23 protein-coding genes are annotated in these 20,013 nt (G+C 71.1%); 10 read left to right on the top strand and 13 right to left on the bottom strand.

Annotation, left to right across the window (positions count from 1 at the left end; translation table 11 throughout):
* The first annotated feature begins 676 nt into the window (after window positions 1-676).
* The 5 genes from ACIGJO_RS04050 (at window position 677) to ACIGJO_RS04030 (ending at window position 3,788) form a co-directional block, all read left to right on the top strand.
* On the top strand, window positions 677-883 hold the full coding sequence (locus tag ACIGJO_RS04050; protein ID WP_399951627.1) for a hypothetical protein: 207 nt from the start codon (window positions 677-679) through the stop codon (window positions 881-883).
* 447 nt (window positions 884-1,330) lie between these two features.
* Window positions 1,331-1,672, top strand: a complete 342-nt coding sequence (locus ACIGJO_RS04045) for an RNHCP domain-containing protein (RefSeq protein WP_399951749.1) — start codon at window positions 1,331-1,333, stop codon at window positions 1,670-1,672.
* A 42-nt stretch (window positions 1,673-1,714) separates the two neighbouring features.
* Window positions 1,715-2,137 (top strand): RNHCP domain-containing protein, encoded by a 423-nt coding sequence (locus ACIGJO_RS04040; RefSeq protein ID WP_399951624.1) that lies wholly within the window; start codon window positions 1,715-1,717, stop codon window positions 2,135-2,137.
* Between the two features lie 209 nt (window positions 2,138-2,346).
* Entirely contained in the window at window positions 2,347-3,336 is a 990-nt protein-coding gene (locus ACIGJO_RS04035; RefSeq protein ID WP_399951621.1) for a phosphotransferase family protein, read from the top strand.
* A 233-nt stretch (window positions 3,337-3,569) separates the two neighbouring features.
* Window positions 3,570-3,788: a hypothetical protein gene (locus tag ACIGJO_RS04030; protein WP_399951618.1), complete on the top strand. Its 219-nt coding sequence runs from the start codon at window positions 3,570-3,572 to the stop codon at window positions 3,786-3,788.
* A gap of 272 nt (window positions 3,789-4,060) precedes the next feature.
* Here ACIGJO_RS04030 and ACIGJO_RS04025 read toward each other — a convergent pair whose 3' ends face one another.
* Window positions 4,061-4,492, bottom strand: a complete 432-nt coding sequence (locus tag ACIGJO_RS04025; protein WP_399951616.1) for an ATP-binding protein — start codon at window positions 4,490-4,492, stop codon at window positions 4,061-4,063.
* A 234-nt stretch (window positions 4,493-4,726) separates the two neighbouring features.
* On the opposite strand from ACIGJO_RS04025, the gene ACIGJO_RS04020 reads away from it, so the two are divergent.
* Window positions 4,727-5,581 carry a helix-turn-helix domain-containing protein gene (locus tag ACIGJO_RS04020; protein WP_399951613.1) on the top strand — a complete coding sequence of 285 codons (855 nt, stop codon included), beginning with the start codon at window positions 4,727-4,729 and terminating at the stop codon, window positions 5,579-5,581.
* Window positions 5,578-5,784 (top strand): DUF397 domain-containing protein, encoded by a 207-nt coding sequence (locus ACIGJO_RS04015; protein WP_399951610.1) that lies wholly within the window; start codon window positions 5,578-5,580, stop codon window positions 5,782-5,784. Before ACIGJO_RS04020 ends, ACIGJO_RS04015 begins: the two co-directional genes overlap by 4 nt.
* An 87-nt stretch (window positions 5,785-5,871) precedes the next feature.
* Here the strand turns inward: ACIGJO_RS04015 and ACIGJO_RS04010 are convergent, their stop codons facing one another.
* Window positions 5,872-6,516 (bottom strand): CatB-related O-acetyltransferase, encoded by a 645-nt coding sequence (locus ACIGJO_RS04010; protein WP_399951607.1) that lies wholly within the window; start codon window positions 6,514-6,516, stop codon window positions 5,872-5,874.
* Window positions 6,517-6,713: 197 nt separating this feature from the next.
* Here ACIGJO_RS04010 and ACIGJO_RS04005 point away from each other — a divergent pair, with 197 nt between their 5' ends.
* The 3 genes from ACIGJO_RS04005 (at window position 6,714) to ACIGJO_RS03995 (ending at window position 9,180) form a co-directional block, all read left to right on the top strand.
* A complete protein-coding gene (locus ACIGJO_RS04005; RefSeq protein WP_399951604.1) occupies window positions 6,714-7,607 on the top strand; it encodes a DUF3626 domain-containing protein in 894 nt (297 codons plus the stop codon).
* Window positions 7,608-7,753: 146 nt separating this feature from the next.
* Window positions 7,754-8,356, top strand: a complete 603-nt coding sequence (locus ACIGJO_RS04000; protein WP_399951601.1) for a GNAT family N-acetyltransferase — start codon at window positions 7,754-7,756, stop codon at window positions 8,354-8,356.
* A 149-nt stretch (window positions 8,357-8,505) separates the two neighbouring features.
* Entirely contained in the window at window positions 8,506-9,180 is a 675-nt protein-coding gene (locus tag ACIGJO_RS03995; protein ID WP_399951598.1) for an O-methyltransferase, read from the top strand.
* Here the strand turns inward: ACIGJO_RS03995 and ACIGJO_RS03990 are convergent.
* From ACIGJO_RS03990 to ACIGJO_RS03940, 11 genes are all read right to left on the bottom strand, one after another.
* Complete coding sequence (locus tag ACIGJO_RS03990) at window positions 9,164-9,910, bottom strand: DUF2071 domain-containing protein (protein WP_399951595.1); 747 nt, start codon at window positions 9,908-9,910, stop codon at window positions 9,164-9,166. The genes ACIGJO_RS03995 and ACIGJO_RS03990 overlap by 17 nt on opposite strands.
* On the bottom strand, window positions 9,907-10,263 hold the full coding sequence (locus ACIGJO_RS03985; RefSeq protein ID WP_399951592.1) for a metalloregulator ArsR/SmtB family transcription factor: 357 nt from the start codon (window positions 10,261-10,263) through the stop codon (window positions 9,907-9,909). Before ACIGJO_RS03985 ends, ACIGJO_RS03990 begins: the two co-directional genes overlap by 4 nt.
* A gap of 186 nt (window positions 10,264-10,449) precedes the next feature.
* Window positions 10,450-11,091 (bottom strand): superoxide dismutase, encoded by a 642-nt coding sequence (locus ACIGJO_RS03980; RefSeq protein WP_018959211.1) that lies wholly within the window; start codon window positions 11,089-11,091, stop codon window positions 10,450-10,452.
* A 129-nt stretch (window positions 11,092-11,220) separates the two neighbouring features.
* Window positions 11,221-12,288 carry a glycerophosphodiester phosphodiesterase family protein gene (locus tag ACIGJO_RS03975; protein ID WP_399951588.1) on the bottom strand — a complete coding sequence of 356 codons (1,068 nt, stop codon included), beginning with the start codon at window positions 12,286-12,288 and terminating at the stop codon, window positions 11,221-11,223.
* Between the two features lie 148 nt (window positions 12,289-12,436).
* Entirely contained in the window at window positions 12,437-13,894 is a 1,458-nt protein-coding gene (locus tag ACIGJO_RS03970; RefSeq protein ID WP_399951585.1) for an FGGY family carbohydrate kinase, read from the bottom strand.
* Between the two features lie 92 nt (window positions 13,895-13,986).
* Window positions 13,987-15,009 (bottom strand): 2-hydroxyacid dehydrogenase, encoded by a 1,023-nt coding sequence (locus tag ACIGJO_RS03965; protein ID WP_399951582.1) that lies wholly within the window; start codon window positions 15,007-15,009, stop codon window positions 13,987-13,989.
* Window positions 15,006-16,082, bottom strand: coding sequence for an ABC transporter ATP-binding protein (locus ACIGJO_RS03960; protein ID WP_399951579.1), 1,077 nt, complete (start codon window positions 16,080-16,082; stop codon window positions 15,006-15,008). The genes ACIGJO_RS03965 and ACIGJO_RS03960 overlap by 4 nt, the downstream gene beginning before the upstream one ends.
* Window positions 16,075-16,956 (bottom strand): DeoR/GlpR family DNA-binding transcription regulator, encoded by an 882-nt coding sequence (locus ACIGJO_RS03955; RefSeq protein WP_399951576.1) that lies wholly within the window; start codon window positions 16,954-16,956, stop codon window positions 16,075-16,077. Before ACIGJO_RS03955 ends, ACIGJO_RS03960 begins: the two co-directional genes overlap by 8 nt.
* Window positions 16,953-18,122 (bottom strand): ABC transporter ATP-binding protein, encoded by a 1,170-nt coding sequence (locus ACIGJO_RS03950; protein WP_399951573.1) that lies wholly within the window; start codon window positions 18,120-18,122, stop codon window positions 16,953-16,955. Before ACIGJO_RS03950 ends, ACIGJO_RS03955 begins: the two co-directional genes overlap by 4 nt.
* Complete coding sequence (locus tag ACIGJO_RS03945) at window positions 18,119-19,051, bottom strand: carbohydrate ABC transporter permease (RefSeq protein ID WP_399951570.1); 933 nt, start codon at window positions 19,049-19,051, stop codon at window positions 18,119-18,121. Before ACIGJO_RS03945 ends, ACIGJO_RS03950 begins: the two co-directional genes overlap by 4 nt.
* On the bottom strand, window positions 19,048-19,998 hold the full coding sequence (locus tag ACIGJO_RS03940) for a carbohydrate ABC transporter permease (RefSeq protein WP_399951567.1): 951 nt from the start codon (window positions 19,996-19,998) through the stop codon (window positions 19,048-19,050). The genes ACIGJO_RS03945 and ACIGJO_RS03940 overlap by 4 nt, the downstream gene beginning before the upstream one ends.
* Window positions 19,999-20,013 lie beyond the last annotated feature (15 nt).

Genomic DNA, 20,013 nt, shown 5'->3' with positions numbered 1-20,013 from the left:
CCGGGAACACCACTGGCCACACGCCTGGGTTTCTGATGGCCACCAGCCTGGGCCTCCAACGGCCACCCACCTGGGCATCTCAATGACCGTTGACAACGCATCCGCTGTAAGTCACTGGCTCAGAGCCTGTCGGGTGACCTTCGATCGGGAAGCGGACGCGGCATGGTGCGTGCGCTTCCAAGGCGCCGGGATGGCCGCGCATGGGGTCTCCCCTGCTCGAACGAAGTCGAGAGCTCGGGGAAGGAGCTACTAGGCCATTTCGGCAACGCCGGAAGCGTGCGTGCCAGGGCGTGGTCGCCCGATCAGAGGTCACCCGACAGGCTCTCAGCGGGACGATTCCCAAGAGGGAGGCCCGTCCCCTCATCCTGGAAGCCCTGGCCCGCAAGTCGGCCCGGCCGATCGCGCACTCGGACGCTGGGTTGCCAATGCCCGCCGGTCCACCCCGGTCCCGGGCAGCTGCCGTGGAAGGACTGCTGGAGCTCGGGAGGCAAGACATGGACCCGTCTCGCCGTGGCGTTTTTTGGGCGCAGCTCTCTTCTCCGTCGCGCTGACCATTCCGGACTGGCCGAACGTGGTGGGCCGTATGGAGGCCGTCCAGGCCGGTCGCTCCCCGCCGCATCGGGTATGCGGAAGTGGGCGCGGTGGTGGCCCGACCCGCGTTCGCTATGACGCAATGATGGCTGAGCGCCAACTGGAGCTCGGTCACCTGGAAGCGGCGTGTGCCACCTGGGAGCGCGTGCTGGATGACTACCCCCTGGTCCGGTCCGGCCGGGCGGATCAACGGGTGGCCGTCATGAAAGCCCTCATCCGCCCCCATATAGGGAACCGGGCGGTCCATGCCCTGTACGAGCGGGCCTGGGCCATGAGCGCCCCGGCGGCGTAGTCACTTCGGTCTCCTGCCGCCCTCCTCGGGGCCCCGGAGTGGGCGGGCGTAATTCGGTGGATCCGGCCCCGGGGCCGTTGTTACGGTGCTCGTGCCTCCGCCGCGGTACCGACCGCAGGTGACCTTTGGGTGCACGGCGCCCTGGAAAGCAGTTGATGTATGCCCCGGCCAGTGATTCCGAGCCTCCCTCGCCGCGCCTCTCGCGCCGGGGCGACCGGGTCCGACCGCATGCCGCTGTTCACGGCTTCCTGCTGACCGCGTGACCGACTGACGCAGTACGCCGTCCGGCCCGTTCTCCACGCCCCGTCCCCTGATGCCCGCGCTCCGTGCCCCGCGCTCCGCGCCGGGTGCTTTTGAGGGTCGCTCGGTACTTCCCTGCTGCTTTGTCCATCACCTTCGGCAAGGAGTATCCGGGTGTCCGACGACAATCCCCACCACCGCTCAGCCATGTCCTTCATCGACACCTTCACCTGTGTGCGCTGCGGACTGACCGTCTCCGCGCACGCGCCCGGCGGAGACCGGCGCAACCACTGCCCCAGCTGTCTGTACTCCAAGCACCTCCTCGACCACGTCGAGGGCGGGCCGTCCGACTGCGAGGGGCGGATGTCCCCGATCTCCATCGCCGTGCTGCGCACCGGTGACTGGATGGTCGTCCACCGCTGCACCCGCTGCGACGAGCTGACCTCGAACCCGGTCCGCGGGGACGACAACCAGCTGATCCTGATGCGGATGGCCGTACGCCCCCTGGCCCAGCCACCGTTCCCGCTCGAAGCGTTCGGTGACCTGTGAACCGGGAACGAACGCTCCGCGGGAGCGGGACGGGAGGCGACCGTGCCACGGCGTAGACCCCATCAGTCCGGGCGGCAACAGCGCCCCCAGCGGCCCAAGGACGTGCTCCACGGACCGGCGGGGGTACGTGGAGACGCGTTCCGGTGCGTCGGCTGCCGGCTCGATGTGCCACTGGCGGCGCCGGGCACGGCACACCGCAACCACTGCCCGTCCTGCCTGACCAGCCTTCACGTCGACCGGCGGATACCGGGCGACCGGGCGGCCGGCTGCGGCGGACGCATGGAGGCGCTGAGCCTCTCGGTGCGGCAGGACGGGGAGTGGACGCTGATCCACCACTGCCTGACGTGCGACGAGTTGAGCGCCAACCGCATCGCGGGCGACGACAACGCGCTTGCCCTGATGAGGCTGGCGCTGCGGCCGTTGGCGGATGCCCGTGTCCCCGTACGGGCGCTGTTCGCGCTGTGACACGGCGGGGCGCCCGGAACCCTCCGGGCGCCCCGGGGCCGGTGGCTCGCAGGTCCGACTGCCGCCGGTTCCCTGCGGATCCCGCTCCGGCGGTCACCGCGGGTGATCCTGGTCCGGAGGATGCTCGGATCCGGAGCGAAACCGATCGCCCCCACGCCACCTCTCCCGTAGGGTTCGCGGGTTGTCGTGACGGAAAGGCGGGTCGGAACATGGCACCCAGAGCAGTGACGCGGGAGCGGTTGTCGGGTGCGGCGCGGGCCGCGCTGGGGGGCGGGCGGCGGCTGGAGGCGGTCGAGCGGGTCGCGGGCGGAAGCAAGAAGGGCGTGTACCGCCTGGTGATGGACGACGCGACGACGGCGATCGCCTACCTGTGGGACGACGCCGAGAACTACTGGCCGACGGCCGAGGGCGACGACGATCTCACCGATCCGTTCTCGCCCGGCCTCAGGCTCGACCTGTTCGAGGCCGCGCACGCGCGGCTGGACGCGCTCGGAGTCCGCGTTCCGGCGATCCGTCTCGTCGACCGCGACGGCGCCCACTGCTCGGCCGACCTCGCGATCGTCGAGGACCTCCGGGGCGAGAACCTGGAGGACCTGCTCGCGCGCGACCGGCACGCGGCTGCTCCGGTCATGGCCCGGCTCGCGGAGTCGCTGGAGGCGATGCGGGGCCACCGGGCACCGGCGTACGGCAAGGTGGGCGTGGTCGACGGCGGGGGAACGTCGCGCGGTACGTCGTGCGAGGGGGTGGTTCTCGACCGTGCCCTGAGGGACCTCGCCGAGGCCGCCTCACGCGATCCGCGGATCGCGGGCGCCCACGACCGGCTGGCGGAGCGGCTGCTGGGCCTGGCGGCGGCGGTGCGGCCACGCGCGGAGTACGCGGTCGTGCACGGCGAACTGGGGCCCGATCATGTGCTGGTCGACGCGGACGGCCAACCCGTGGTGATCGACATCGAGGGACTGATGTACTTCGACGTCGAGTGGGAGCACGTGTTTCTGCGGATCCGCCTGCACGATGCCTGTCTGCCGCTGGCAGTGGACGGCTTGGACGAGGACCGGCTCGCGCTCTACATGCTGGCACAGCGGCTCTCGCTGACGGCGGGTCCGCTGCGGCTGCTCGACGGGGACTTCCCCGGCCGGGCGTTCATGGCGGGCGTCGCCGAGTACAACCTGAAGCAGGCGCTGGAACTGGTCCGCGCCTGAACGCCGATGCCGAGCCGGCTGCCGGATGCCGGACGCCGGGGGCCGGGGGCCGGATGCCGGACGCCGGATGCCGGATGCCGGGGGGGCCGGTTCGCTCGCCGTGGGCCCGCGGCGACTGTGGTTTTCCTTGAACTCACCCAGGAGGCCGTTCTCGCGGCGCAGTACGCGGGCTTGGCCCGGGATCTCGCCGAGCGCGGCGGAGTCCGAGTCGTTCCGATTCCGCTCAGGGGGGCGTGAAGTCGCTGGCAGACATCTTCGGTCAGGCGAAGGGGCTTCCCTCGCGCAAGACCGCCTGCAGCATGCTCGACCCCAGCTCCACAAGCGCCGACAAGCCCTCGCTCCTGGAGAAATGGCGCAAGCGGGTCACCCTCTTCAACATCAAGTGGAACCCCCGGCTGGTGGACGACATCATCACGCGCTGCGCCAGCAACCTGGGAAAGCTCCTCAGATGACATCCGAGTGAAGGCGGGCGGGAGCCGAAGCCAGGAGATCGGCTACGGCGACGACCTCAACCGCCGGATCGCGGCGTCCACTTCGCCCGAACGCCATCTGCCACGCTGCTCGATCGCCGCATCCAGTCCGGCATGGAACCGCGCTCGGTAGACCGGGTCCGACTCGATGCGCCACAGCTCGGCGAAGGGTGCGGGGGGCGCGGGCGGTCGACGGGCCGGTGCCACTCTCCGTACGACAGCTGACAGGGCCCCCCGCAGGAATGCCCTCACGCTCATGGCGCGGGCGCGGGCGCGGGTGCGGGTGCGGGTGCGGGTGCGGCGATGGGCAGATGGGCCCAGACCGTCTTTCCAGGGTTGCGCGGGCGGACACCCCAGCACTCGGCGAGTGCGTCGACGATGAACAGCCCCCTGCCGGACGTTTCCTCGCTGCCGGACTCGCGGAGTTCGGGCATCAGCCACTGGTAGGAGTCGGCAACTTCCAGGATCAGCACACCGTTCCGGCGCCGTAATCCCAACTCGAAGTAGTCCCCGGCGCCTTTGGCATGGGTGACGACATTGGTGGCCAGTTCGCTCGTGATCAGCGTTGCGTCGTCGGCCAGGCCGCCGAGTTTCCAACCGATCAGGACCGTTCTGACGTGGCGTCGAGCGGCGGGGACGGAGTCCTTGCGGACTCGGAACCTTGTGACGTGTGTGCGCCCTGACATGTGTCTCCCCAAGGTCGTGGGCAGGCGGAACCCAGATCACTCAGCGTGCTGGAGTGGGTGCCTGGTGTGATGCAATCCACGGTAGGGCGAGACTTCAGTGAAATGCAATCGAATGAAATCGAGAAGTTGCATATCACTCTCACGGGTAACCGCCTGGCGCGTAGCGTTTGTTGGCGTGCAGACTGGTCACGGACAGTAAGAGGAGGGGATATGCCCGCAGGTGGACGCCCTACCGTGCGCAGCAGGCGACTTGGGACCGAGCTCAGGCGGCATCGCGAGGCGGCCAAGCTCGACCAGCAGCACTCCGCTGAACACATCGTGGGCTCCAAGGCGAAGATCAGTCGGATCGAGGCCGGTCAGGTCTCCGCCCGCCCAGGGGATGTGCGCCTTCTGCTGGAGCTCTACGGGGTAGAGGACAAGGCTGTCTACGAGCGGCTGGAGCAGTTGGCGCGAGACTCCAACAGACGTGGTTGGTGGCTGGATTACGAGTGGGCTGCGAAGCCGGAGTACGCCGATGTCATCACGCTCGAATCCGATGCCACGTACATCCGCACTTGGCAACCACTGTTCATTCCGGGGCTTCTGCAGACCGACGACTACCTCAGAGCCCTGCTCGCTGCGAGCCTGACGGTGCACGCGCCGGATGCGATTGACGAGATGGTGGCGATCCGGCAGGCGCGAAGGAAGGCGATCGAGGAGGACGGGGCCCGATTCGCCGCAGTCATATGGGAACCGGCGCTCACGGCGCCGATGCCGTCACCGAAGGCGCACCGTGATCAACTCCTGCATATCCTCAACGTGGCGCAGCGCCAGAATGTCAGCGTGCAGGTGCTGCCGGCTGTGGAGTGGCAGGCGGCACACATGACCTCTCACTTCGTCATGTACCACTTCGGGCCTGAACCGGCGCCCGGTGCGGTTGCCTTCGACGGGACTACGAGCACGGTCATCATCGAGGATCTGGAAGAGATGGCCACGCATGCTCAGATCTTCGAAGCGCTCCGCTCGGCTGCCCTGACACCCGCACAGACACTCACCTTCCTGCATGAGTGCCTCGCCAGCCTCTCTGAGCCCGAGAAAGAGCCGAAATGAACAATCAGGCAATCGTGAGCGAGTTCAAGAAGTCCAGCGCCTCGCAAGGAGGGCAACAGGAGTGTGTCGAGGTCGCTCACACCGCTGACGGGGGCCGCGCGGTCCGGGACAGCAAGAACCGTGAGAGCGGGCTCCAGTTCTTCGCCCCCGCTGAATGGGCCGCGTTCATCGACGGGGTGAAGTCCGGGGCCTTCGCGAACTGACGCGCTCGCGGCGCGAGCCAGTGGGATGCGGCACGGGGCACGGGGCGCCCGGCCACCGCCGGGCGCCCCGTTGTTCAGGTGCGCCGCTCACGCGCCGGGCGCCGCGGCCTCCAGTTCGTCGAGGGTGCCGGACATGACGGTGCGGATGTGCCGGGTGAGGTGTTCGGTGGGCCAGTCCCACCAGGCGACGGACAGCAGGCGCGCGATGTCCTTCTCCTCGTACCGGGTCCGGATCAGCTTCGCCGGGTTCCCGCCGACGATTCCGTAGTCCGGCACGTCCGAGACGACGACCGCCCGCGAGCCGATGATCGCGCCGTGCCCGATGCGGACACCGGGCATCACCGTGGCCCCGTATCCGAACCAGACGTCGTTGCCCACCACGGTGTCGCCCCGTCCGGGCAGGCCGGTCAGCAGGTCGAAGTGCTCGGACCAGGCGCTGTCCATGGAGGGGAAGGGGAAGGTGGACGGGCCGTCCATACGGTGGTTGGCGCCGTTCATGATGAACCGCACCCCCGTGCCCAGGGCGCAGAACTTCCCGATGACGAGCCGCTCGGGCCCGTAGTGGTACAGCACGTTGCGGGTCTCGAACTCCGTGGCGTGCTCGGGGTCGTCGTAGTACGAGTACTCCCCGGCCTCGATCAGCGGTGAGGTCACCAGCGGCTTCAGCCGCACCACTCGTGGCTGACCGGGCATCGGGTGGAGGACGGTGGGATCGGCGGGCGCGGGGCTCATGGGTGTCGCTTTCGGGTCGTACGCCGGCGGCGGATCGGTGGGGTGGGAGTGGGGGGGGCTGGGACAGACGCACAGAGGCGGACCCCCATCGTTTCAGCCCGGTGATCGTCGCGGCACGGATTTTCTCTCCGCCCGCGAAGAACCGAGGGCCCGCCGAACTCACGTGAACGGCTCGACCGTCGGGGGATACTGCGCGGATGAGCGCCGAAGCCCCCAGGACCGAAGCCCCCAGGGCACGACAGGAACGGGCCCTTCGCCATGTCGGGGAGCTCTCCTCGGGCCCGCCGCTCGACCCGGCCCTCCGGGTGACCCTCAACTTCCACCCGGACCGTTCGGCGCGGGGCCGGCCGATCCTGGGCGCTCTGGCCGAGGACGGGATCTACCGCTCGCAGTTCGTCACGGGCACGAGCAACGGGGGCCTGACCGCCCACCCCGGGGGAGACCGATGGTGCTGGGAGAGCCGGATCTTCGACGGGGCGTACGACGACGCGCCCGCTCATGACCGGCCCGTGTACGGAGCCCTGAACTTCGGGCACAAGCCGTACGGCGCGGCACCACGGTTCGGCTCGGCGCACTTCCGGCTGACCGCCGGGACATCGGCGCGAACCACGTTCTGCTATCCGGACAGCTTTCTCGAACCTTCCGACTTCGGTGTGGCGGGCCGCATGCGGCTCATCGAACTGGCCCGGACCGGCGGTCGGGACGCCCTCGACGACTACATCGAGGCACAGATACACGGCCCGGTCCGGCTGGACCGTGATGTGGAGGCGCTGGTCCTGGACTCCTGCTACCGGGGTACGGCCGTCGAGGCCGCAGCCCGGCGTCTTGACTGCCCCGTGGAATGGCACCCCGGTTTCCGGCTCACGGTCGAGGAACTCCGCCGCCATCCCGGCTACCGGGGCCGGCCGTACGTCGATCTCGGCACCCGCCTCGCGGTCGACGGCGCCCTCGATCCGCGCATCGTCGGAGACGCCGCACGTGCCGGCCACCACGACCCGCAAGCGGTCAAGAAGGTGTGGCACTGCCTCGCGCGCTTCGGAGCGCCGCCGGGGTCGGATCCGGCGCACAGGATGCCGGACGGCGGCCGGTGAGGTGAGGGCGACGGCCGGGGGCCGGCCCGTTCCCCTCGGGGGCCTTCACGGCAAGGGCGCGGTCGGACGGCGGCGGCAGCGGGCCGGGCCGATCCGCCGGCGTCGTCGTCCGGGAATTCCCCTGCCGCCCGGATCGTCTCAAAGGTATGTCACAGCACCAGAACGACGCTTCCGTACGCCCCATCACCGACGCCGATGTCCCGACCGCGGTCGACTCCCTCACCTGGGCCTTCGCCGACTACCCCTACACGCGGTACGTGATCGCCGAGGATGACCACGAGGGCCGGATCCGGCGGTTCCAGGAGCTGTGCCTGACCCGCATCGGGATGGTGTACGGCCGCGTCTGGGTCGCTGAAGCGGGCCGCGCCGTCGCTGTCTGGTCCACTCCCGACCAGGACCCCTCGCCCGCCTTCGCCGAGATCGGCCCACTGATCGGTGAGCTCGCCGGTGACCGGGCGACCGCCTTCGAGGCCGCGGAACAGGTCGTCGCTCCCCATCGGCCCCAGGAGCCGGTGTGGTTCCTCAACACGGTGGCGGTGGCTCCGGAGGCCCAGGGGCGGGGTCTCGGCGGTGCGGTGCTGGCTCCCGGCATCGAGGCGGCCGAGCGTGCCGGACACCCGGCCTTCCTGGAGACCTCCAGCGAGCGGAACGTGACCTTCTACGAGCGCCTCGGCTTCGAGGTCACCGCCGATGTCCAGCTTCCCGGCAACGGCCTCCGCACCTGGTGCATGCGCCGGGATCCCCGCTGAGGGCCTGATCCGTGGACCCGCCGCTGGACATCCCCGTCCGCCACTCGTACGTCCCCACCGCCGGGCCGGGGAGACATCGGGTGCCTCCGTCGAGTAGGCTCGGGTGAGTTCCCATGGGGAACTCACCCGTTTCGGAGCAGGGAGCGCGCATGACGCAGGCACGGTGGACCGCGGTCGACAACTACTTCAACGGCTTGCTGGTGGGGCCCGACGAGGCCCTGGACGCCGCCGTCGAGGCAAGTGGGGCGGCCGGGCTGCCGGAGATCCAGGTCGCCCCCAACCAGGGCAAGCTGCTCAACATGCTGGCCCGGCTCCAGGGCGCGCGGACCATCCTGGAGATCGGCACCCTCGGCGGCTACAGCACCATCTGGCTGGCGCGGGCGCTCCCGGAGGGCGGCAGGCTCGTGACGCTGGAGGCCGACCCGGCGTACGCCGAGGTCGCCCGCGCCAATATCGCGCGGGCCGGGCTCGCCGATGTCGTCGAGGTTAGGGTCGGGCCGGCGCTGGAGACGCTTCCCGTGCTGGCCGCCGAGGGGTACGGGCCCTTCGATGTCGTGTTCATCGACGCCGACAAGCCCAGCAACCCCGACTACCTCGCCTGGTCCGTCCGGCTGACCCGGCCCGGCAGCCTGATCATCGCCGACAACGTCGTACGCGACGGCGAGGTCGTCGACGCCGACAGCACCGACCCGAAGGTGCAGGGGGTGCGCCGGTTCACCGAACTCGTCGCCGCCGACCCGGCCCTGAGCGCCACCGCGCTCCAGACCGTGGGGGACAAGGGATATGACGGCCTGATGGCCGTGCTCGTCACCCAGGCCGGGTAGCCGGGGCGGGGAGGGGGAAGGGGGCTCGCGGCGACCAGTCGGCCGGGACGTCCCGCATGACCAGGACGCTGTCCAGCGTGGCGCTGCCCGCCGGGAAGCGCTCGGTGTCCTCGAAGAACGACGACCGCACCGAACGGGCCCGCCCGGCCGTGACCCGCCAGGCGTCGGTGTTCATCTCCAGTACGTCGAGACGGCGGCCGGTGGCGTTGGGCGAAAGGCCCCTGGCGCCCGCGCGGAAGAAGTCCGATGCCTCGGCCAGGTCCGCGAACAGCTCACTGTCCCGCAGTTCGTCCGCGTTCTCCACCGTGGCGTCCACCCGTACCTCGCCGTCCCGGGTCGCGAACGCCACCCGTACCTCGTCGGCGGTCTCGCGTACCGTGAAGTCCGCGTGCCCGTGCCCGCCGGGGAAGATCCGGCCGCCCGCGAGGACGTTGAGCCGGGAAGCGCTGTCGCGGCGCGGGATGTAGACGCCCGTCTCCAAGCCGTCCGGACCGTCCCACTCCACGGAGATCCGGTGTGCCGCGTTCTCGCTGCGCAGCCCGAGCGGGGCCGGACTCCGGCCGGGGCGCACGGCGCCGACGCGCAGGAGGCAGATCCCGGCCACCGCCCGGCCGCGCACGAGCTGGGGGCGCAGCGGGGCGGGCAGCAGGTTCGCCGCGATGTCCGGGTCCACCCGGTAGTTCACGAGCAGGCGGCGTTCGATGACGCTGGAGAGCCGGGGGCCGATCATGAGGCGTCGCCTTCCGGGGCGGGGCGCCACGTGGTGTGGCGGAGCACGATCTGTTCGGGGCACACGGCGCTCAGGAACCGCCCCACGCACATGGCGAGCCGCTCCTCGGCCAGCGAGTAGAGGATGCGGTTGGCGTCACGGCGCTCGGTGACGAGTCCGGCGCCCTTGAGCACGCCGAGGTGGCGCGAGATCGACGGCGCGCTGATCGGGAACCGGGCCGCGATCTCACTGGCGGCCAGTTCGCCGCCCCGCAGGTCCTCCAGGATCTGGCGCCGCGTCGGGTCGGCGAGGGCGCGGAACGCGCTCGCCTCGTCCGCGCCGACCGGGTCCATATGTGCGTCGGGTGTGCCCATGGCCCATGTTTAGCACATGAGCTAAATGGCTAACAACGCCGGTGGGGCGGCGTGCGAGTGGATATCGGCCGGGAAGCGGGCAGAGAAGAGCCCCCGCGAGTCATGTCCTCGCGGGGGCTCTTCGTTCATCCGCCTGCCCCGGTGAAGGTTGAGAAGACGATCACGAGGCAGGACGTCTGTGCCGGATCAGGGGGCGAGCAGGAGCACGTCCGCGCGCTCCTTGGCTGCGGCGTACCGCTTCGCCACGTCCTGCCAGTTGACGACGCGCCACATCGCCTCGATGAAGTCCACCTTCTGGTTCTTGTACTGAAGGTAGAAGGCGTGCTCCCAGGCGTCGAAGACCAGGACCGGGACCGAGCCCTGGCCGACGTTGCCCTGGTGGTCGTATACCTGCTCGACGATCAGCTTGCCGCTGACGGGCTCGTACGCGAGAACGCCCCAGCCGGAGCCCTGCGTGGTGGCGGCGGCCTTCGTCAGCTGGGACTTGAAGCCGGCGTAGGAGCCGAACGACTCGGTGATCGCGTCGGCCAGATCGCCCACGCCGTCCGCCGCGAGGGGCTCGCCGCCGCCGTCGCCGGTCATGTTGTGCCAGTAGATCGAGTGCAGGATGTGGCCGGAGAGGTGGAACGCGAGGTTCTTCTGGAGGCCGTTGATGGCGCCCCAGGCCTCCTTGTCGCGGGCCTCTTCCAACTGCTCCAGGGTGTCGTTGGCGCCCTTGACGTACGCGGCGTGGTGCTTGTCGTGGTGCAGCTCGATGATCTGCGGGTTGATGACCGGTTCGAGCGCCGCGTAATCGTAGGGGAGCTCCGGGAGCGTGTACGTGGCCATGATGCGAACCCTCCGACTGCTGGAAATGCCGTCCAGTTGTTATTGCAACCTATATGCAAGAGCAGGCTAACAGCAGGAGGGTTCGCGCGTGATCAGCCCTTCGGCCTAGGACTCACGGGGTGGAGGGAGCTACGCCCACAGGTCCTCCCGCGCCGCCGCCGCGATATCCGGAAAGTCCGTCACCACCGCGTCCACGCCCCGCGCGTAGTGGAAGGCGTACTCGGCGAACGCGTCACCGAAGTCGTTCGGCGCGGTGCCCCGGCGGTACTGCGCGGGAAGGTACTGGTTCTCGGCGCGGAAGGTGTACGCGCCGACCTTCAGGCCCGCCGCGTGCGCGTCCTCCAGCAGCGCGAGCGGCGGCACCAGCGAGGACTTGTCCGGTCCGATCCAGTCCGCGTACGAGGCGATCTCCCGCAGCCCGGCCGGGGCCATCATCTCCTTGTACGTGATCCCGTGGCCGTACGGGCCGCCACCGGTGCCGAGCGCCTGCCAGAGCGGCAGACCGAGCCGGGCTCCGGCGATCCGGTGCAGGCTGGACGGTTCGAAGGACTGGACGACGCACTCCCGGGCGGTGAGGCGGTTGCGGCGGATCACCCGGACCAGCTCCGGCTCCAGCGGCAGGCCGATCGAGCGGAAGTACGTGGGGTGCTTCGTCTCGGGGAAGACCGCGATCCTGCGGCCGTACTCCTTCGACAGCGCACGCGCCAGATCGATGACTTCCTGGAACGTCATGATCTGCTGGCGGCCGTCGAAGACGGTGTTGCGGTTGCGGACCAGCGGCAGCCGCTCCACCGCCCGCAGCGTCCTGAGTTCGGCGAGGGTGAAGTCCTCGGTGAACCAGCCGGTGACGGCCTTCCCGTCGACCGTCTTCGTCGTGCGGCGGCCGGCGAACTCCGGGTGCCCGGAGATATCCGTCGTCCCGGATATCTCGTTCTCGTGGCGCACGACCAGGACGTGGTCCTTGGTCGGCACCAGGTCCGGCTCGATCCAGTCGGCCCCGCACCGCACACCGAAGGTGTACGCGGCAGCCGTGTGCTCGGGGCGCCAGCCCGCCGCGCCCCGGTGGCCGATGACCACCGGGCCCCGGGGCCGGTGCGGGCCGCGGTCCGCGGCCTGGGCGGTGGCGGGCGCTGCCGCCGCCGCGGTCGCCGCGGCGGTGGCCAGAAGGACCGAACGGCGGCCGGGGAAAGGGGACATGGGAACTCCTCGGGTGGGCGGAAGGACCACCAAAGCGATGGGGGGTTACGGCCGGGCGGACTGCGGCTTGCCGGTTCATGTACGGCCGTGGGGAGGGGTGTTGGAGCTCCGTGGGCGCGCCGGCCCCCGGGCGGGGTCCGTGCGGCGGTCAGCCGGTACGGGTACGGGCGCGGGTGCCCGGACCGCCGTCCGCGCGGGCATGGGTCCGGGCCTCGGCGAGCCGCGCCAGGTGGTCCGCGTACGCCTGCTCGTAGAACGCCGCCCGCCGGGCGTCCGGCGTCACCACCGAGGCCGGCGCCGTCCACGACGCCGTGTCCAGCTCCACTCCGAAGCGTGCCGCCGCCGCCAGGACCGCGCCCCGGGCGCCCACCTCGCCCTCCACGATCCGGACGGGCCTGCCCAGCACATCGGCGAACAGCCGCATCCACGCGGGCGAGCGGGTGCCGCCGCCGCACAGGGCGAGGGTGCCGGTCAGCCCCGCCGCCTCCAGGCAGTGCCGGGCGGCGAAGGCGATCCCCTCGCAGACGGCACGGATCAGATCGGATGGGGTCGACTCCAGGGTGACGCCGGTGAGTTCGGCCCGCAGCCGGGGCTCGACGAACGGCGCGCGTTCGCCGGACGGCGCGAAGTAGGGCAGCACCCGGACGCCGTGAGCCCCGGGCGGTGTCGCCTCCAGCAGGGCGTCGACCTGCTGGAGGCGTACGCCGGTGGTGTGCAGCACCCAGTCCAGGGCCGCCGTGCCGACCATCGCGGGCATCGCGCGCAGCCACTGGCCCGGACGGTCGGTGGAGATGTGCAGCCCGGCCGGTTCGCCGGCCAGATCGAGGCGGTCGGTGGCGACGAGCGCGGCCAGACAGGTGCCGACGATCAGCAGACCGTCGCCGGGCCGGGTGACACCGGCGCCGAGCGCGGCGGCCGGCAGGTCGTACGGGCCGTTGGACACCCGTACCCCGCCGGCCAGCCGGGCGGTCGCCACCGGGTCGCTCACCGGCGGCAGCAGCCCGGCCCGGTGGGAGAGGCCGAGCGTGGCCAGCACCTCGGGGGAGTACGCCCGGGTCACCGGGTCCAGGAACGGCATCGAGGCGTCGGAGACATCGGTCGCCCGGACCCCCGTCAGCCGCTGGAACACCATGTCCTTGCAGTACAGGGCGGTGGCCGCCGCGTCCAGGGAGGCGGGTTCGCAGCGGTCCAGCCAGGCCAGCACCGGGCCGGGGCAGCCCGGGAACATCGCGCTGCCGGTGCGCCGGTAGACCTCCTCGAAGGCGCCGGACACCAGCCAGTCGTCGACCAGTTCATGGGCCCGGCCGTCCATCCAGGAGATGGCCCTGCGCACCGGGCGGCCCGCCGCGTCCACCAGCCAGACCCCGTCGCCCTGCCCGGTGAGGCCGGTGAACGCCACCCCGTCCGGGCCCAGCGCGTCCAGCACCTCGACGACCGCCCCGTACACCTCGTCCATGTCCTGCTCGACGTGGCCGTCATGGATGTCCAGCCCCACGGGGCGGGACTCGACGGCCAGGGTGCGGCCCCGCTCGTCGAAGGCGGCGGCCTTCACCAGCGAGGTGCCGACATCGACACCGACGTACCTGGTCCCGGCATTCCTGGTCACGGCGCACGACCTCCGGTCAGAGGAGTCTCAGGGGAAGCTGCATCAGAGGTGTTGCGGAGGAACCGCTTCGGCGGCGTTCTCCGGGCGGGGCGTCACAGGGCGTTGGCCGGGGGCTCGCCCCGTACGTAGCGGGCGACCTCCGCCGCCGCGATCCGGGCCGCCTTCTCGGCGACGGCCCGGCTGGCGCCCGCCACATGCGGGGTCATCAGCAGCCGCGGCGTCCGGAACAGCCGTGAGCACGTGGGCGGCGGCTCCTGCTCGTACGTGTCGAGGGCCGCGGCAGCCAACTGCCCCGAATCCAGCGCGTCGCACAGCGCGCCCGTGTCCAGCAGCCCGCCCCGGGCCGCGTTCACCAGGACCGCGCCCCGGGGCAGCAGCCCCAGTTCGCGGGCGCCGATCAGATGCCGGGTCTCCGGGGTCAGCCGGGCGTGCAGCGTCAGGACCCGGGAGCGGGCGAGCATCGCGTCCAGCGACGCGGCGCGCATGCCGTGGACGTCGCCGCGCACATAGGGGTCGTACACCTCGACCTCGGCACCGAACGCGCCGAGCGCCCTCGCCACCCGGCTGCCGACCGCCCCGTAGCCGATCAGGCCGACCGGGGTGTCCTCCAGTTCGAGGCCGGCGCTCTCGTACAGGAAGTGCGTGGCGTCCCAGCGGCCCTGGGTGCGCAGCGTCTCGTGGGCCTCGGGGATGCGCCGCAGGGCCGCCAGCAGGAGCCCGACCGTGAACTCGGCGGTCGCCGCCGCGTTGCGCCCGGGGGCGAAGCAGACCCGTACGCCCCGGTCGCGGGCCGCCCGCGCGTTGACGTTGACCGGGCCGCCCCGGCACACGACGACCAGCCGCAGCCCGGGGGAGGCGGCGAACACCCGCTCGGTGAACGGGGCCATCTGGGTCACACAGACCTCGACCCCTTCCAGGGCGCCGATCAGGGCGTCCTCGGCATCGCTGGCCTCGTCGACCTCGCCGACCCTGCCGAACGGCTCCAGGGGCCAGGGGAGGGTGAGTTCGGTGATGTCCGCGTGCGCGGCGGCCGTCCGGCGCAGGGCGTCGGTGATCAGCGAGCTGCGGACGAAGTGGTCACCGGCTGCCAGAATCCTGATCGCGGTGTGGTTCATCGGAGGGCGTCTCCTGTCTCGGCGTCGAAGACATGGATGTGCTGCGGGTCGGCGGTGATCCGGACCGTGTCGTCACGGTCGAGCCGTATCCCGGGCCCGGTCAGTACCACGACGGGACCGGACACCCCCTCCAGAGCGAGGGTGGCGATGCCCGATTCGAGCAGGGGTTCATGGGCGGAGACCCTGGCCGGTATGCCCGTACCACCCAGGGTGAGGTCCTCGGGGCGGATGCCCAGGACGACCGCGCGCCCCGGGCCCGCCCGCCCGTGCGGCACGGGGAAGCGCACGGCGTCCGAGAGCCGGACGTCCCCGCCGTCCATCACCCCCGGAAGCAGATTGACCGCCGGTTCCCCGACGAAGTCGGCGACGAACAGGTTGGCGGGGGCGTCGTAGACCTCCTCGGGTGTGCCGAGCTGCTGGATCTCCCCGTCCCGCATCACCGCGATCCGGTCGGCGAGCGACAGCGCCTCCTCCTGGTCGTGCGTGACCAGGATCGCGGTGTGCCCGGAGTCCCGCTGGATACGCTTCAACTCCCTTCGGGTGGAGTCCCGTTCGGCGGCGTCCAGATGGGACAGCGGCTCGTCGAGCAGCAGCACGTCGGGCTCCCGGATCAGTGCCCGCGCCAGCGCCACCCGCTGCTTCTGCCCGCTGGAGAGACCGGCCGGGCGGGCGCCGAGCAGGTCGGTGATCCCGAGGCGGCCGGCCATGGCCGCGACCCGGCCGCGGATCTCGGCCCGGCCGTACCGCCGCCGCGCCGACAGCCCGAAACCGAGGTTCTCCGCGACCGTCAGCGGCGGGTACAGCGCGTAGTTCTCGAACGCGACCCCGATGTTGCGCCGCTGCGCCGGGAGCCCCACGACGGAGGAGCCGCCGATGAGGATGTCGCCGCCGGTGACGGACTCCAGACCGGCGATCATCCGCAGCGTCGTGGACTTGCCGCACCCGGACGGGCCGAGCAGGCCCAGCAGTTCCCCGGACCGCAGCTCGATGTCGATGGCCCGCACCGCCTCGACGGCGGCCCGGCCCCGCCCGGTGTACGTCTTGCGCAGGGCGCGCAGGGCCAGTTCAGTCACCGTTCATCGCCGCCTCCCGGTGCCGTGCCGACGCGGTGCCCGCGGTGCCCGCCGGGGCGGCGCCGGCGCCCGTGCCCCCGGCGGTCCCGGCGCCCGTCGCGCAGACCTCATAGGGGACCTTGTGCTCGTCGAGGTCGCGCAGCGCCTCGGCGGACGCCCCGTCGTCCACCAGCACCAGATCGAACCGGGACAGCGGGGCGAGCCGGTGCAGGGCCACCCGCCCCAGCTTGGAGTGGTCGAGCAGCAGGACGTTACGGGCGGCCGAGTCGAGCATCGCCCGCTTCACGGACACGATGTGCTGCTCCTGGTGGTAGGCGAAGCCGCCGGACACCGCGGAGGTGGAGGTGAAGCAGACGTCGACCTGGAGGGACTGCACGGCCTCCACGCAGGAGACCCCGAGGAAGGAGGAGTGCAGGGGGTCGTAGTCGCCGCCCAGCCCCATCAGATGGATGCCCCGCTCCTGGGACAGCAGCGTTATCGCTTCGAGGAAGTTGGTGACGACGGTCAGCGGGGTGATGGCCCGCAGCCGCCGCGCGATCTCCAGGGTGGAGGTCGAGTCGTCGAGCATCACCGCCATGCCCGGCTCGATGAGCCCCACCGCGCGCTCGGCGACGGCGGCCTTCTCGGCGCGCATCGTCTTCAGCCGGTAGGCGACGTTCGACTCGAAGACCCCGGACGGCTGGGCCGTCACCCCGCCGCGGAACTTGCGCACGATGCCCTGCCGTTCCAGCTCGTCGAGGTCGCGGTGGATGGTCATCAGGCTGACGTCGAACCGCTCCGCCAGCTCGGCCGCGCTGACCTCGCCCTCGGCGAGGACGAACTCGGCGATGGACGCCTGGCGGGGGGCGGGGCCGCGCTGCTGAAGACTGCTCATGGGCTGATCCTTCGTCCTGGTCTTTCCGGCCGGTCGGCCTCGAACAGCAGCAGTCTCGCCCGCTCGGCCCGCAGCCGCACGGGATCGTCGGCACGCAGGCCCGCCGCCTCGGCGCGCGGCACGACGAGGGACAGCTGCTGTCCGCCGGTCCTGACGGTGACCTCGGTCGCCCGCCCCAGCACCTCGGTGATGTAGACCGAGCCGGTGAACCCGATGACGGGGCTGTCCCCGAGGTCCCCGAGACCGCTTCCGTGACCGCCGGAACGCTCACCGGAGTCCCCCGCGCCGTGACCGCGGTCCAGTCCGATGTCCCGTGGCCGCAGACCCAGCTGGACCTCCGTACCCGGCGGGGCGGGAACCGGCAGCGGCAGCTCGAACGACCCGTCCGCCGCCCGGAACCACCCCTGGGCCGTCACCGTGCCCGGCAGCAGATTGATCCGGGGCCGGCCGAAGGCGCGGGCGACGAACGTGTCGTGGGGCTGGTGCCACAGCTCCTCACGGGTGCCGCTCTGCACCAGCCGGCCGTCCCGGATCACCCCGATCCGGTCGCCGAGCGCCAGCGCCTCCACCGAGTCATGGGTGACGTACAGCGTGGTCGTGCGGCGCACCGCGCCGATCGCCCGCAGCTCGGCGCGCATCGCCTGGCGCAGCTTGGCGTCCAGGTGCGACAGCGGCTCGTCGAGGAGGAAGGCCCGCGCCGGGCGGACCAGCACCCGCCCGAGCGCCACGCGCTGACGCTGTCCGTTGGACAGGGCGCCCACCGGCCGGTCCAGCAGGGCGCTGATCCCGAGGAGTTCGGCGGTCTCCCCGATCCGGGCCCGCACCCGGTCCGCGGGGAGGCGGTGGCGGGGCGAACGGAGCGGGGAGGCCAGATTGTCGTACGCCGTGCGGTGCGGGTAGAGCGCGTACGACTCGAAGCACATGGCCACGCCCCGGTCGTACGGCTCGACGCCCGCCATGTCCGCCCCGCCCAGCTCCACCGACCCGGACTGCGGCTCCACCAGGCCCGCGACGGTCTTCAGCGTGGTCGTCTTGCCCGCGCCCGAGGGGCCGAGCAGACAGTAGAACTCGCCCTCGGCCACCTCCAGGTCCAGCCCGTCCAGCGCGACGCTCCTGCCGTAGCGCAGATGTACGGAGCGCAGGGCGATGGCGGCCGGGGCGGTCATGACTTCACCGCCCCGAAGGACAGGCCCCGCACCAGATACCGCTGGATGGTCAGTGCCAGCAGCAGCGGCGGGACCACCGAGACGAGGGCTGCGGCGGCCGTGAGGTTGTACTTGGGGCGGTCGCCGCCGAGGAAGGACAGCGCGCCGACCGTCACCGTCTGGGCGTTCGACGAGGTCAGGATGAGCGGGAAGACGAAGTTGTTCCACGCGAAGATGAACGCCAGCAGGGAGACGGCCGCGATGCCCGGTTTCACGAGCGGCAGCGCGACCTTGAAGAACGCCTGTTTACGGGTGTAGCCGTCCAGCAGCGCCGCCTGCTCCAGCTCGGGCGACAGATCGGAGAAGTACGAGCGCATGATCCAGACGATCAGCGGCAGCGTCACCAGCTGGAGGACCCACACCATGCCGACGTAGGTGTCGAAGAGGCCGAGCCGCTGGTAGAGCACGAACAGCGGGATGATCACGGTCAGTTCGGGGGCGAAGCGGAACGAGAGCAGGGTGAACATCAGGTTCTCCGAGCCGCGGAACCGCCAGCGTGCGGCGGCGTACGCGGCGGGCAGTCCGATCACCAGGGACAGGGCCACCGCCCCCACCGACACGACCAGGCTGTTGAGGAAGAAGCGCAGGAACGGCACCCCCTGGTCGTCCCCGGCACCGAGCACCGTGCGGTAGGAGTCGAGGGTCGGGGTGAACGAGAAGTACGTACTGAACAGTTCGTCGGCCGGCTTCAGCGACAGGATCACCATCCAGGCGACCGGGAACAGCGCGAAGACGAAGTAGAGGATCAGCGCCCCGTCCGCGGCGACGGCGGACAGCTTTCGCCGGCCCCTCCCGCCGGACAGCCTCCGCGCCCTCCCGCCGGATACCTTCCCCGCTCCCGCGCCGGACGCCTTCCCCGCCCCGGCGCCGGGCCGCTGGTCGCGCTTCACTTCGGCACCTCCGCCGCACGGCTCTGAATCCGCCCCAGATAGCGCACCAGCACCATCGTCACCAGGTAGACCACCGCCCAGAGCACGATCATGTAGCTGATGCCGAACGAATAGCGCTGGAAGCGGATCGCCTCCAGATACGCCCGGATCTGGAGCACCACCGTCGAGTCGCCGGGGCCGCCCTCGGTCAGCGCGTAGATGATGTCGAAGACCTTCAGCGAGTCCATGAACCGGAAGATCACCGCGACCAGGACGTACGGCCAGAGCATCGGCAGCGTGAGCCGGCGGAAGGTGAACCACCAGCCCGCCCCGTCCACCGCCGCGGCCTCGAACGGCGAAGCGGGCAGCGAGCGCAGCCCGGCCAGGGCGAGGATCGCGACGAACGGTGTGTACACCCACACATCGACGGCGATCGATGACAGCAGCGCCCCGGTCGGGGTGTCCGTCCACTGGACCCCGCCCAGCCCGATCGGCTCCAGCAGATGGTTGACCACCCCGACCGAGGGCTGGAGCATCAGCTTCCACATGATCGCGGCGATCACCGGCGCGATCATCAGCGGCAGGATCAGGATCTTCTCCAGTACCCGCCCGACGGCGCTCGCCCGGTGCAGCAGCAGCGCCACCGACACCCCGAGCACGGTCTCGACGGCAGCCGCGCCCACCGCGTACAGCACGGTGATCCGGGCGGAGTCCCAGAACGAGGACTGGGAGAAGATCCGCCGGTAGTTCCCGAACCCCACCAGGTCCGGCTGCGGCTTGCTCGCCGCGAAGTCGAACAGCGTGTAGTAGAGGCCCAGTCCGAACGGATAGAGGATGCCGCCGGTCAGCAGCAGCGCCGGAACGATCAGGAGGTACGGCCGCAGCGAGCGGCGCCACGCGGGGACCGGCCGGGCGGCCGCAGCGCCCTCGCGAGGGCCGGTCGCGGGCTCCGGGGGTGCCGAGGGCATCGTCAGGGGCACCGG

The sequence above is a fragment of the Streptomyces sp. NPDC079020 genome (assembly GCF_044542225.1).
GTDB lineage: Bacteria > Actinomycetota > Actinomycetes > Streptomycetales > Streptomycetaceae > Streptomyces.
The sequence above is the reverse complement of the archived record's forward strand: the minus strand, read 5'-3'. Positions and strand labels throughout refer to the sequence as shown.